A 13273-nucleotide genomic window follows, 5' to 3' on the forward strand; every position below is an offset into this window, starting at 1 on the left:
AGGGAAAGATTGTACTCTTACCCGGGGAGGTCTGGTTGGTACGCCAAGTACACTTGGTAACCTATCTAGAAATAGATAGCTGAACAACCAGAAGTCAGCAGAGGTCATAGTACCTTACCTACTCGAGACGGTAAGGGAAGGACTGAACAATTAGGAAGAACGAGAACTAGGCATACAATTCCTGTGTAGAAGCAGACAATCCGAAAGGACTTACTTGAAGGAGGAAGTGGTGAATCCACAGGGGACTTCATGAGGGTGGAGCAGGAATAACATAATTAGACTTCTACGTTCACGTCGAAAGGAAATATCACATGTTAATGAATCTGATTCTGTCACGGGAAAACTTAATAGAAGCACTTAAACGTGTGGAGAAGAACAAAGGAAGTCACGGCATAGATGGAATGTCCGTAAAATCCCTACGAAGACATCTCTATGAAAACTGGGACACCCTATGTGACTCTTTAAGGAAGGGTACCTATCAGCCTACCCCAGTCCGTCGAGTCGAAATCCCGAAACCGAACGGTGGAGTAAGATTACTAGGAATACCGACCGTGACAGACCGGTTCATTCAACAGGCAATTGCCCAAGTTTTAACCCCACTTTTTGACCCAATCTTCTCAGAACATAGTTATGGGTTCAGGCCAAGCCGAAGAGGCCATGACGCTGTTCGTAAAGCAAGGGGATACATAAGTGAAGGTTATAGGTGGGTGATTGATATGGACTTGGAGAAGTTCTTTGACAAAGTGAATCATGATAAGTTGATGGGGATATTGGCAAGCAGAATCCAAGACCGATTGGTCTTGAAATTAATACGGAAATATCTCCAAGCAGGAATCATGATAAATGGTGTAGTCTACGATGCAGAAGAAGGAACACCACAAGGAGGCCCCCTGAGCCCTCTTCTTTCGAATATCCTTTTGGATAAGCTTGATAAAGAGTTAGAAAGGAGAGGTCACAAGTTTGTCCGCTACGCCGATGATTGTAATATCTACATGAAATCGAAGAAAGCTGGAGAACGTGTGATGAACTCGATTACATGTTTTATTGAGCAGAAATTAAAGCTCAAAGTGAACAGGGATAAATCAGCGGTTGACCGCCCGTGGAAACGAAAGTTCCTTGGCTTTAGCTTTACGATTAATAAGAAACCGAAGGTTCGAATAGCCAACGAAAGTATTAAAAGGCTTAAAGCTAAAATACGAGAGTTAACCTCCCGTTCCAAATCCATTTCCATGGAAGGTAGAATTGAGAAACTAAATCAATATCTAACGGGATGGTGTGGATATTTTGCATTAGCCGATACACCTAGCAAATTTAAAGAATTTGATGAGTGGATTAGGAGAAGACTTCGTATGATTGAATGGAAACAATGGAAGAATCCGGGGACAAGAGTAAGAAAACTCAAGGGCTTAGGTGTTCCAGACCAAAAGGCATACGAATGGGGAAACTCCAGAAAGAGATATTGGAGAATAGCCTCTAGTCCGGTTCTAAACAAAACCCTCAATAACTCTTATTGGAGTAATCGAGGGCTCAAAAGTCTATATCAAAGATATGAATTTCTACGTCAAACTTAATTGAACCGCCGTATACCGAACGGTACGTACGGTGGTGTGAGAGGTCGGGGGTTAGTCACCCCCTCCTACTCGATCGGTAAAGTTGGGTTTGGCGAATATATTATTATTTTGGGCGAAAAACTGGAGATAACGGCGAAAATAATGTTTTAACAGCGAATAAGTTTATGCTAACGGCGAATATATTTCCAGGACAGCGAATATCCACATGCCGAACTCCGCTATATTGCAATCACTGCTCTATTTTACAGCAGCGAACCACGTACATAGTTTTTTCAACCCAAATACCACAATTACTTCCCTGCAGTCGTCACCCTTTTAATACTTTCCAGAAAGCGGCCGATTTTTTGAAATCTTTTTCCAAAAACAGCTTGAGAAATTACCCAATAGGCAACTGCCACACCTATAACATCCTTCACAACGTCAATAAGGGTTGCAGAACGGTACGGCACAAAGTACTGATGTATTTCATCTACAACGCCATAGAGACAGGCTAGAGCGGCCAGGAGCAGGTTGATTTTAAACGTAAAGGGTTGTTTAAAAGTGAAAGCAGCTCCAACGAGCAGAAGATAGAGGATGCCAAATTCAACAAGGTGCATCGATTCTTTAAAGAATCGATCAAAAGCGGAGTCTGGCAACTCTACTACTGCATTATGCGGGAGACTTGATAGAATCCAAATAAGAATCATATAAGAAATAGGAAGGAGGCGAAGCAGCCATTTTAACATGATAAAAACTCCTTTGAAAAAAAGTTATAAGAAATATGAATAATTCAATCAGCTTTGTCGAAAAATAACATCTAAAAAAATATTTTTAAAAAGGTATATAATCCTTGCAATCTGTTCAGACTGATTGCTGAGGTGATGATAATGAGAGAGGAAGAAAAGAAACGATCTTCTCAAGATTCAAGTTTTAAGCGTTTTTTAAAGAAGCGTTGGGCATTCCCAGCAATCTACATTGCAAGTGCAGCTATTATTTTATCGGCGGTTCTATGGTATCAAAATAGCAGTGATAGCGCGATAGAGTCAGATGAATTTGATCATGAAGCTACCGATATTACTGGCAAAACAGAAGAACCGGCAATTGAAGTAACAAATTCACTAGAAGACTTCAAAATGCCTGTAGCTGATGAAGATACTGCTGTTATTCAAACACAGTTCTATGATCATAGTGCTGACACTGCAGATCAAGAGGCTGCGCTCATCGTTTATAATAACATCTACCACCCTAGCACTGGTATAGATATCGCTATGAAGGATGGGGAGACATTTGATGTCCTTGCATCACTAAGCGGTACAGTGACAAAGGTCGAGGAAGATAGAACGCTTGGAAACAAAATTGAAATCGAACATACAGAAGGTATTGTAACACAATATCAATCTGTTACTGAGATGAATGTTGAGGTTGGCGATCAAGTTAAGCAAGGCGATGTTTTAGCTAAAGCAGGACAAAGCCTATTTAATGAAGATGCAGGTGTACATGTCCACTTTGAAATTCGCAAGGATGGACAGGCAGTTAATCCGCATGAGTACTTTAACAAATCTCTAAGTGCATTACAGGAAGCTGATTTATCTGGAGACACAGAGGCAGCTGACAATGAAGATGGCTCTGAAGAAAGTTCTGCTCCAGAAGGTGATGAGGAAGCAAAACCTGAAGATGGCGAAAAAACAGCGCCTGAAGATGGCTCTGCTCCAGAAGAAGGCACTGAAACAGCACCTGGTGAAGACAGCACAACAAATCCAAATGACCAAGCTGAAGATGAAGGCACTTCTGATGAAGAAACTGATACAGAAGGCGGCTCTGAAGAAGAAGGGGACCATACTGGTGACCATTCTGAAGAGGACTCAGCTAACGCATAAGATGATAAAAACGAAAACCCGACATAATGTCCGGGTTTTTGTTCTTGTTTAGGAAATAGATTCAGCCCTATGCATGGCACTCAAGAATTTGAGGTGAAAAGCAGCAGCTTTACATTCACCACGATAAACTTAATTTCTCTTCTATTTCTGAATATTAATAACAGAACCGTTTTTATGTGTCACAATGACCGTTTTTCCCGCAAGGCGCTGATATTCCTGTGCCGTGCCATAAGGAACTTTTAAGGCGAAATGGCGGCCGCCTGCTTGAAATTCAACGGTAAAATTATCAGCAGCTCCGATAATTTTAGCGGATTGAACAGCGATATCCTCCATAATGATCAGGCGCTGGTGGATGAGCACCATATCATTTTGAAGATGATTCAAGCTTTTTAATTCAGATACTGGCACGCCATAACGGTCTGCAATGCTCCACAATGTATCACCGGGGACTACTGTGTAAATAGCTGCGTGCTGAAGGAAGGTTTCTGTTGTGTGATATTCAGTTGGCACCTCCAGTTTCTGTCCGGGGAAAATTTTATCCGAGTGTAAGTCGTTCATTTCCTTGAGCTGCTGGACGGTTAAATCAAAATCCTTCGAAATTCGGTACAACGTATCGCCTTTCTCCACTTCATACGTGCCTGCAGATGCCTTTGCTTCTTTTCCGCCAAGGCCAATAGCAGAAGCTGTGACAGCGGCTGCCACCGTGACTGTCGCAAGCTTTGTATTTCTTATCCTCATTTTCTTCTTTCGCGTTTCATCAATTCGTGCCTTCCTAGGTCTTAAAACAGCTTTTTCCATCTTAAATCTCCTTTAATTAACTTTATATATGTTTGGGTGAATCTGGCTGTATACCCATATTTATGAACGTTTTGGTCAGCATAAGTGTATGTGAATAGTCCCGAAGCGACAATAGGCAAGAAATCATAGTGGTTTTTGTTACTATATACACGAAAACAGTGAATACAAAACTCATCAATAGACGAATGGAACTGTAAATTTGGAAAGGGATTATTGAATTGATAGGCAGATGGATACGGGGAGAATAAGGTTTGTTATTTTTTATGATGCAAATGGGAGAATGGCTGCAGAAATTTAAGAGATATTGTCCTAAGTGGATTTTTTAATCAGCTGAAAGAAATGGGTCATAGTACACGAATCTATAGAACTAATACGGATGATATAGCCGGATTTTTTAAAAAATTGCCGAAAGAAATAAGCAAATTTGTAAGTTTTCTGAAAAAAATAAGCAATGACTTGTCCCGATTCATGAAATTGTGCATATATCTTCATCCAAGCTAATAAAATGTTACAAACCTTACAAAGAGAATGTTTGAGGTGGGTATCGTTTTAATGCTATCAGTGAATGAGCAGGAGCAGATGATTATTTACAGCAGGTAAATGGAGAGGTTTTGCCTTTCTGCCGCAGGTAAATTGTGCGGACTATCGTATAGGACAAAGATAAAAGCGAGTCTCATTTCACACTTCTCACATCCAATTTAGGGAGGGCGAGTGGTGTGCACGATTACATCAAAGAGAGAACTATCAAGATTGGAAAGTATATCGTGGAGACGAAAAAAACAGTTCGCGTGATTGCGAAGGAGTTTGGCGTATCCAAAAGTACAGTCCATAAAGATTTAACAGAAAGACTTCCTGAAATTAATCCCGATCTTGCAAATGAAGTAAAGGAAATTTTAGATTATCATAAATCCATCAGACATCTCCGTGGGGGAGAAGCCACTAAAATGAAGTACAAAAAGGAAGAGCTAGAGGGGGAGCCCATCAATTAATAAGGGAACCACACAAAACAAGACGTAACACAAACGGTATGCAAAGAATGTTTTCTGGATTCTATGTATACCGTTTGTGTTTTTTATATGATGGACAAGGGACCTAGGTTCTTCCAGAAATTAGGTCGATAAACTGGATAGGAACGAATTCGACAAATTCTTTAATTTGTTCTATATAATTTGACAAAAAGTTACTTTATTATAGATAGATGTGCTAAAATATACAATTAGGATAATAACTTAGTTTAGCTAATAGATGTGGGAAAAAAGGCTCTTTTTTGTCTGTCTTTTTCTGCTCGCAATTTTTCATAAAGACATCGTTTGCTGAGAATGATTTGCGCTAATTGTGAAGAACTTCTCAGAGGGAAATTAAAGATATGTACTGTACTAAAACTGATATAGGCCACCTCAGGCTTTGAAGTGATCATCAATGTCTGTGTCTTACTGCTTAAGCCGCTGCGGACAGTGCGGGCCAAAATTTCAAGGAGGAAAGAAAGAGAATGTTTGCTAGGGATATTGGAATTGATTTAGGGACGGCCAATGTGCTCATACATGTGAAAGGCCGCGGAATAGTTTTGAACGAGCCTTCAGTTGTGGCAATTGATAAAAATACAAACAAGGTACTTGCCGTTGGAGAAGAAGCCCGCCGCATGGTTGGCCGTACACCGGGAAATATTGTGGCAATTCGTCCTTTAAAAGATGGCGTAATTGCTGATTTTGATGTAACAGAAGCAATGTTAAAATATTTTATCAACAAACTTGATGTAAAAGGATTTTTATCAAAACCGCGCATTTTAATTTGCTGTCCGACCAATGTTACCAGCGTTGAGCAAAAAGCCATTAAAGAAGCAGCAGAAAAGAGCGGCGGCAAAAAGGTATATCTTGAAGAAGAACCAAAAGTCGCTGCAATTGGTGCGGGGATGGATATTTTCCTTCCAAGCGGAAACATGGTAGTTGATATCGGCGGCGGTACTACAGACGTAGCAGTTCTTTCAATGGGCGACATCGTCACTTCTTCATCCATTAAAATGGCTGGTGACAAATTTGATAATGAAATTCTTCAATATATCAAAAGAAAATATAAACTCTTAATCGGGGAAAGAACGGCAGAGGATATTAAAACAACGATCGCAACCGTTTTCCCTGGTTCAAGAAGTGAGCAAATGGATATTCGCGGCCGTGATATGGTTTCAGGACTGCCAAGAACCATTACTGTGTATTCAGAAGAGATCGAGCAGGCGTTAAGAGAATCGGTATCTGTTATTGTTCAGGCAGCTAAGAGCGTACTTGAACGTACACCGCCTGAGCTTTCAGCAGACATTATTGACCGCGGTGTTATTTTAACAGGCGGCGGCGCTTTGCTACACGGCATTGATATGCTCTTAGCAGAAGAGCTGAAGGTTCCTGTGCTTATTGCCGAAAATCCAATGGATTGTGTAGCAATTGGAACAGGCATTATGCTTGATAATATTGACAAGCTGCCTAAGCGGAAATTTAGTTAATTAAAAAGCTGCCAGTGAGAAATTCTGGCAGCTTTTTTTCAGTAACATAGTGAAACATGCAGACATGCTTTATCGGCAATTCATAATAGCTTGCACATGCTTCGCCAATTTTTTTCAAAATATGACTTTTTCCTTTATTTTTTTAATGTATATTGTTGATTTTTTTTTTATAATAAAAGTAAGACGTAAATAGCTTTTATTTTTTCTGCGTTTTTGATCCGCTGCTTCGTCTTTTCAGGAGACGTTCAGTATTTTAAGAGGTGAGAATTTTGTTTAAAGGATTTTATACAGTGGCTTCCGGAATGCTTGCTCAGCAGCGGAGAACAGAAATGCTTTCAAATAACATGGCGAATGCGAATACACCAGGATTTAAAGCAGATCAGTCTGCTATTAGAAGCTTCCCGGAAATGCTGCTTCAGCGTATGGATCAGCAATCTATTCCGACAGAGAAGGGTTTAAATATACCTGGAAACACAACAATCGGCAGCATAAGCACAGGTGTGTATATGCAGGAAGTGATTCCTAATTTCCTTCAAGGTGATATAAAAGAAACAGGTTTAAATACAGATGTATCCTTAATCAATGTGAATGTCCCTGACAATGGGGAGGAAGATGCAGTTGGTTCAGTATTCTTCACTGTTACTGGACCTTCTGGAGAAGAGCGTTATACCCGTAACGGAAACTTCACTCTCGATGGAGCAGGATATTTAACAACGGCCAGCGGCTTGTATGTATTGGATGATGCAGGGCAGCAGATTCAGCTGACAAGTGATGACTTCTCTATTAATGAGGAAGGCATCCTGACAGGTGCAAATGGCGAAGTGGCTCGTCTTGGAGTTGCTTATACAGACAATGCCAACAGACTGATTAAAGAAGGAGATGGCCTTTACCGGACAGAAGATGGCAACAATTTGCCTAGTGCCTATCTGGCCGGCGGTGTGCAGTTTAACCTTCAGCAGGGATTCCTTGAGCGCTCAAATGTAGATGTCAGTCGCACGATGACCGACATGATGACAGCTTATCGCGCGTTTGAAGCGAATCAGAAGGTTCTGCAGGCATATGACCGCAGCATGGAAAAGGCTGCAAATGAAGTTGGGCGCATCGGATAATCATGTCTATACTTTCTAAGGGAGAAAAACAATGAATAGAACGATGATCACGGCAACCAATACATTGGCACAGCTGCAGAAGCAAATGGACATTGTCAGCAACAATGTAGCCAACATTGATACAAATGGATTCAAAAGAAGAGAAGCGAACTTCACTGATCTGCTGTTTCAGCAATTTAACAATGGACCAGGTGCTCCAGGGGCAGGGGATGCTGGGAGGCTGACACCGAATGGCATTCGTCAGGGTACAGGTGCAAAGCTTGCGATTTCAAAAATTGTAATGGCGCAGGGCAACCTGAAAACAACGGATCGCCCGCTTGATATGGCGCTAACAGCAGAAGGACAGGTTTTCAGAGTGCTTGAACAGAATGATAATGGTTCTGCCATTCGTTATACAAGAGACGGTGCCTTTTATTTAACGCCGATCTCTCAAAACGAAACAATGCTTGTAACGGGAAATGGCTATCCTGTCCTGGATGAAAATGATAATCCAATCACCATTAACGCACAAGCTTCTAACTTTGCTCTTTCGGAAACAGGCAGACTAACCGTTGATGTCCCTGGCGGAGGAACGGCAAGTTATGATTTGGGAATTTCATATGTGAATAAGCCACAGTTTTTAGAACAAAAGGGCGGAAACCTATTAGGTCTGCCTGAAAATATGGCTGATTTGGGAGTAGAAGCAGAGGAGATTTTAACAGAGCTGAATGGGCCTCTTCGTAATCAGATTGGAATCGCTCAAGGAAGGTTAGAGCAATCCAATGTTGATCTATCAAAAGAGATGACCGAGCTGATCAATCTTCAGCGTTCCTACCAGTTTCAGTCCAGATCGATTTCGATGGCAGACCAAATGATGGGTCTAGTCAACGGAATTCGCTAAAGGAGCTTAGAACATGTCAGTAAACAGTCATAATCAAGAAGCGGCGAAAACGCGCGAACAAGTGAAAAAAGAACGAAAAGTAAATGAAGAAAAACCGCGTGCAAGACGAATCCGCATTCGTCTTATTCCGATCTGGCTTCGGATTATAATTGTCGCTGTCTTGATTGCAATCAGTGCCATTGCTGGTGCTGCAGTCGGGTATGGAGTTATGGGGGATGGCGATGCAAAGGACATCTTTAAAAAGTCAACCTGGACTCATATTATCGATCTTGTTGAAAAAGAATAAATGGTTTAGCAGACTTTATTAGGAGGTCTGCTTTTTTTATGTTCGGAGGGTGAGTTGGAGTTTGGCGGATATATTGAAATAACGGCAAAAATAATTTTTTTACGGTGGATATATTTTCTGGACGGCGGATATCAGCTATAAATAGCTCGACTAACTTACTATTTGTAATTTTTTACACGTGAAAAGACCATTCAATAGGGGAAAACAATAAAAACTTGTACCAAACGTGCTAGTTTTAACAAAAACGGCTCTGTTCCTTGTTCTTTCCCCATTTAACTTTGCGGTTCAACGGGTTTTTTAGTACAATAATACCTAATAATAGGAGGAGGTACTAAAAATGCTCGATATTACACAAATTAAAGAAATCATTCCGCATCGTTATCCGTTTTTGCTTATTGATAAAATGTTAGAGGTCGTGGAAGGACAAAAAGCGATTGGTCTTAAAAATGTAACAGCAAACGAAGAGTTTTTTAACGGCCATTTCCCTGATTACCCAGTGATGCCTGGTGTCCTAATCGTTGAGGCACTTGCACAAGTTGGAGCAGTTGCCATGCTAAAGAAAGAAGAGAATAGAGGCCGCCTTGCCTTCTTTACAGGCATTGATAACTGCCGCTTTAAGCGCCAAGTAAAACCAGGAGACCAGCTTCGACTTGAAGTTGAAATTATTCGTGTGAAAGGTCCAATCGGCAAAGGCAAAGGCACTGCAACCGTAGACGAAGAAATCGTTTGCGAAGCAGAAATCATGTTTGCGTTAAAATAATAATTAGGTTATGCTGGCTTAAATTTAAAATCAACTATAAACCCGAGTGATGAAAGAATAACCTTTCTGATCACTCGGGTTTTTTATTGCTGCTGTTTCGCATTACTGTTACACATGGTTGAAATGTAGTAATTGAAACCCTGCTGCTTAAAAAGAAAAAGCTGAGATCCTGCAGACTTGCTGGAGAGGATTTTCTTCCTCCTTTTTTAGATGGGAAAAGTTAAATCATATAAATTAACCGCTTTCTTCACCAGATAAACTGGATATTATTGGACAACCAACCAGCGTTTATAACCTCTCCAATAAGTGTATGTATTAATATGCAAGGGCAAGATCAGAAATTGACTGCTTTTAAAATATTTCATGCAAGTTGTTTGTTGTTTTGGGAAACATAAAAAAAGACCGAATAACAGGTCGACAATAAACAACGAAGAAAGGAGCTAACATTATGAATAACAAGCTTTTAAAGATCGTTGGAGGTTCTTTACTTTCAGCCATGCTTCTTACAGGCTGCGGAAATGACGAGCAGGACCCGCCGCCAGAGGATAACAATGTGGAGGACCCAGCTGGTGACGAAGACATGGACATGGATATGGACATGAACGAAGGTGACAACGGCGATATGGATATGAATGAAGGTAACGATGATGTTACTGATCCAAATGCTAATGACACTGGCGATCCTAGCATGAATACAGAGACTGAAGGCGAAGACAATCCTGGCGAAGATATGATTGAAGATGAAATGAAAGATAACGAAGAAGATAATCAGTAATTCTAATTAGGGACAGGCTTTGGAGCCTGTCCTTTCTTCAAATAAGCTACTTAACACGACCTCCTCAAGTGACCTAAACACACCAATATTCCTTTAAACAAAATTCAATACATGTTAAGCTAAAAATAGAGTATGACCTAAAGATGAAAAGTAAGACATATTTTCTCTAATTATGTAAAAAACTATATAGGAATCGACTATTTATGACATTTACTGTTTACTAATTACAATATTTTTATGGTATGATTACAAATAGACTTTATTCATTTGCAGAGCTTAGATTGGGGGTACTTTTAAAAGCATGGCGTTTAAAGATCTTTCGCAAGGAATCAAAATAAGTGTATCTCGTTCCATTACAACTTCTTTTGAACGGTATATGAGCAATATTCAATGGGACGAAGAGCAATTTGATATTCAGCGCTTTGTTTCTGAGTGGCAAGAGTATATACAGAATCATTCTTCCTGGTATAGCCAAGTCAGTGACGAAATGAAAGCTGACCCTGAATTTCATCAAGAACTTGCTGCGAAAATTAACGAAATAATCGAGAAAATCTTCTCAGAAAAGCCAACAGATGAACAAATGGAGGAGATCGAATCTCTCCAAAAGCAGACGGGCAAGGAAATGGACTATTCCTGTAAAATGGAAGCGAAATATGTAATTGAGCAATTGAAAAATGCATAATAATGTCACACTGCCAAATAAGGCATGATCGACTAAAAGTGACAACACAATAAAAAAACAATCCTCATAATGGATTGTTTTTTTGTATTTAGTAAAGCTTTTATAGAAATCGTGCGGGTCATAGGAACGTTATTTTGCAGCTAACTTCGGACGGCTCCGCATTTTTAGTTTAAATTCATTCATGAGGTCTTCGCCGGTTAAACCTTGTGTTAATAGATCTTGAAGAAGAATCTCAGCAAAATCACTTTTTGTGCGCTTTAATTGACCTTTAAATAAAATGCTAATATGGTCATCAAATTCGTTCATCGATAAAATGGTTGTTAAGAAAGCAGCCGGATCGTTCTCCTTCTTAGAAATGACTACTTGAACAACAAGTTCTTGATCTGACTTCTGCTGAAAATAGCTTTTATACTGACTGTTTATATATGCTTCCAAAAGCCATGTGCTGTTCTCGTCTTCTTTATTAATGATCAAACCGTCATCAAGCACAATATCCGTGAGCTTATCCTCTTCGACCACCTGCATCGAAACTAACTTAAACGTCTTCATGCACGCTGCCTCCATTCGATCCTATTTATTAGTAAAAGTATAACACATTGCCGAATGAAAACGAATTTTCCTAAAAGAATCGACATAACGATTTTTTTGTCTGAAATTGTAAAATTGAATTATAAAAAACAAAAAAGCTATTTCCTTTTAGAAAAAATATAAATATTTTTAAATGATTATGTTCAAAAATTGAATTTTGGCGATTTTACATATGCTATCGATTTCCATTAAGCTGGGATCATCAAAAGAAAGGAGCTGGAAATACAATGATTAATCAAGTCACCCTCGTCGGGCGTCTTACAAAGGATCCTGAGCTGAAGAGAACGCAGGATGGCAAGCCGGTCACAAATGTGGTGCTGGCCGTCAATCGTCAATACAAAAACCAGCAGGGAGAAATTGACGCTGATTTTGTTCAATGCACACTATGGAAGAAAACGGCTGAGAATACAGCGTCCTATTGCCAAAAAGGCTCACTGATTGGCATTACAGGCAGAATCCAAACGAGGCACTATGAAAACAATGAACAAAAACGAGTTTATGTAACCGAGGTGGTTGCAGAGAGCGTCCGTTTCCTTGATAAACGGAAAGAACCAGTTGAAGTACCAGCAGGAAGGGAGTTTTAACAATTATGTATGATAGAGCTGCTTCAGATAACACGGTCGAATGCATGCTTGAGAGTTTGATTAGAATGCTGGGAAAATCGAATCAAAGAGTAGAAGAGCTGTCAAAAAGAGTGGGACAGCTTGAGCTCATCATCCTCTCGCAAAGCAAAAATGAGCATGCCCGCCAGCTGGTTGACTTAGAGGAAGAAAGGAGAGTGTTGACACACCAGGGAGCACAAAGCCAGCAAGCTCAGTAATATAATATCTAATACTGCTAAAAGGAATTCCCCAAACACAGCCTCATTAGAGAAAATCAAATAACGTCCCCTAATCCCCATTTTCCAGTGCAGCTGCACTGGTTTTTTTCTAACTGATTTTAAAAGGATATAACTTGCAAATTCACAGGATTGACACAAAAAGTGGAGAAAAAAGAAGAAAAAAGGAGGATTATGGAAAGTTATAGGAGAAAAGAACTGAGAGTAAATACTTAGTATTTATTTGTTGTAAAAATCTAGGTAAGAGGAGGTGAAACCATGGAAGAGAAATTTCTTTTCTATAAGGGAATCTGTAATGAAATCGACATGATGCATCGTCCAAGTTTTGGGGATGCTGTACTTCTTAGTAAGCGTCCAAAGATCAAATCCTATCAAAGGCTCCCGCTAATCGAAAACATGCCGCTGACACTTCAATATAATACAAATCACCCAAAGAATCAGGTTCAATACCAACTACATAACAATCATTTAGAAATCTGTTTCCCTGAGCCAGATGGAAAGGAATTTTTCTATAGTATTTTAATAAAAGAGGGAAATTGGGTCAGTTATGTTTTGAATCCAGCAGCAAGAAAAAAACCACTGGCGAAAGGGAACATAGGTCGATTGCAATAAAAAAAGCAGGCGGGAATATGGAATATT

At 39.9% G+C, this 13273-nt stretch carries 17 protein-coding genes; 13 read left to right on the plus strand and 4 right to left on the minus strand.

From position 1 onward, the window contains the following. The first annotated feature begins 311 nt into the window (after positions 1 to 311). Positions 312 to 1571: a group II intron reverse transcriptase/maturase gene (gene ltrA, locus A6754_RS02505; protein ID WP_066442364.1), complete on the plus strand. Its 1260-nt coding sequence runs from the start codon at positions 312 to 314 to the stop codon at positions 1569 to 1571. Positions 1572 to 1861: 290 nt separating this feature from the next. On the opposite strand, the gene A6754_RS02510 is transcribed toward ltrA, so the two are convergent. Then, positions 1862 to 2296, minus strand: a complete 435-nt coding sequence (locus A6754_RS02510) for a VanZ family protein (protein WP_066442365.1) — start codon at positions 2294 to 2296, stop codon at positions 1862 to 1864. Positions 2297 to 2437: 141 nt separating this feature from the next. On the opposite strand from A6754_RS02510, the gene spoIIQ reads away from it, so the two are divergent. After that, a complete protein-coding gene (gene spoIIQ, locus A6754_RS02515) occupies positions 2438 to 3427 on the plus strand; it encodes a stage II sporulation protein SpoIIQ (protein WP_066442366.1) in 990 nt (329 codons plus the stop codon). Positions 3428 to 3568: 141 nt separating this feature from the next. On the opposite strand, the gene A6754_RS02520 is transcribed toward spoIIQ, so the two are convergent. After that, complete coding sequence (locus tag A6754_RS02520) at positions 3569 to 4225, minus strand: LysM peptidoglycan-binding domain-containing protein (RefSeq protein WP_066442367.1); 657 nt, start codon at positions 4223 to 4225, stop codon at positions 3569 to 3571. Between the two features lie 716 nt (positions 4226 to 4941). Between A6754_RS02520 and spoIIID the strand changes: the two genes are divergently transcribed. Next, positions 4942 to 5214 (plus strand): sporulation transcriptional regulator SpoIIID, encoded by a 273-nt coding sequence (gene spoIIID, locus A6754_RS02525; protein ID WP_066442368.1) that lies wholly within the window; start codon positions 4942 to 4944, stop codon positions 5212 to 5214. Between the two features lie 500 nt (positions 5215 to 5714). Beyond that, positions 5715 to 6716 carry a rod shape-determining protein gene (locus tag A6754_RS02530; RefSeq protein ID WP_066442369.1) on the plus strand — a complete coding sequence of 334 codons (1002 nt, stop codon included), beginning with the start codon at positions 5715 to 5717 and terminating at the stop codon, positions 6714 to 6716. Here the strand turns inward: A6754_RS02530 and A6754_RS23115 are convergent. Next, positions 6709 to 6834: a hypothetical protein gene (locus A6754_RS23115; protein WP_257297385.1), complete on the minus strand. Its 126-nt coding sequence runs from the start codon at positions 6832 to 6834 to the stop codon at positions 6709 to 6711. The genes A6754_RS02530 and A6754_RS23115 overlap by 8 nt on opposite strands. A gap of 151 nt (positions 6835 to 6985) precedes the next feature. Between A6754_RS23115 and A6754_RS02535 the strand changes: the two genes are divergently transcribed. The 6 genes from A6754_RS02535 (at position 6986) to A6754_RS02560 (ending at position 11208) form a co-directional block, all read left to right on the plus strand. Next, entirely contained in the window at positions 6986 to 7825 is an 840-nt protein-coding gene (locus A6754_RS02535; protein ID WP_066442370.1) for a flagellar hook-basal body protein, read from the plus strand. Between the two features lie 31 nt (positions 7826 to 7856). Further along, positions 7857 to 8705 carry a flagellar hook-basal body protein gene (locus tag A6754_RS02540; RefSeq protein ID WP_066442371.1) on the plus strand — a complete coding sequence of 283 codons (849 nt, stop codon included), beginning with the start codon at positions 7857 to 7859 and terminating at the stop codon, positions 8703 to 8705. Between the two features lie 13 nt (positions 8706 to 8718). Next, complete coding sequence (locus A6754_RS02545) at positions 8719 to 8991, plus strand: DNA-directed RNA polymerase subunit beta (RefSeq protein ID WP_066442372.1); 273 nt, start codon at positions 8719 to 8721, stop codon at positions 8989 to 8991. A gap of 337 nt (positions 8992 to 9328) precedes the next feature. Beyond that, positions 9329 to 9751 (plus strand): 3-hydroxyacyl-ACP dehydratase FabZ, encoded by a 423-nt coding sequence (gene fabZ, locus A6754_RS02550; RefSeq protein WP_066442373.1) that lies wholly within the window; start codon positions 9329 to 9331, stop codon positions 9749 to 9751. 448 nt (positions 9752 to 10199) lie between these two features. Next, complete coding sequence (locus tag A6754_RS02555) at positions 10200 to 10526, plus strand: hypothetical protein (RefSeq protein ID WP_066442374.1); 327 nt, start codon at positions 10200 to 10202, stop codon at positions 10524 to 10526. 301 nt (positions 10527 to 10827) lie between these two features. Further along, entirely contained in the window at positions 10828 to 11208 is a 381-nt protein-coding gene (locus tag A6754_RS02560; protein WP_066442375.1) for a hypothetical protein, read from the plus strand. 129 nt (positions 11209 to 11337) lie between these two features. Here the strand turns inward: A6754_RS02560 and A6754_RS02565 are convergent, their stop codons facing one another. After that, positions 11338 to 11757: a YwpF-like family protein gene (locus A6754_RS02565; protein ID WP_066442376.1), complete on the minus strand. Its 420-nt coding sequence runs from the start codon at positions 11755 to 11757 to the stop codon at positions 11338 to 11340. Positions 11758 to 12023: 266 nt separating this feature from the next. On the opposite strand from A6754_RS02565, the gene ssb reads away from it, so the two are divergent. The 3 genes from ssb (at position 12024) to A6754_RS02580 (ending at position 13246) form a co-directional block, all read left to right on the plus strand. Continuing rightward, a complete protein-coding gene (gene ssb / locus A6754_RS02570) occupies positions 12024 to 12380 on the plus strand; it encodes a single-stranded DNA-binding protein (protein ID WP_066442377.1) in 357 nt (118 codons plus the stop codon). 5 nt (positions 12381 to 12385) lie between these two features. Further along, entirely contained in the window at positions 12386 to 12616 is a 231-nt protein-coding gene (locus A6754_RS02575) for a hypothetical protein (RefSeq protein ID WP_066442378.1), read from the plus strand. Positions 12617 to 12892: 276 nt separating this feature from the next. Then, a complete protein-coding gene (locus tag A6754_RS02580) occupies positions 12893 to 13246 on the plus strand; it encodes a hypothetical protein (protein ID WP_066442379.1) in 354 nt (117 codons plus the stop codon). The last annotated feature ends 27 nt before the right edge of the window (positions 13247 to 13273 follow it).

Origin of the sequence: Cytobacillus gottheilii (genome assembly GCF_001636345.1) — a bacterium.
GTDB classification, from domain to species: Bacteria; Bacillota; Bacilli; order Bacillales; family Cytobacillaceae; genus Cytobacillus; species Cytobacillus gottheilii.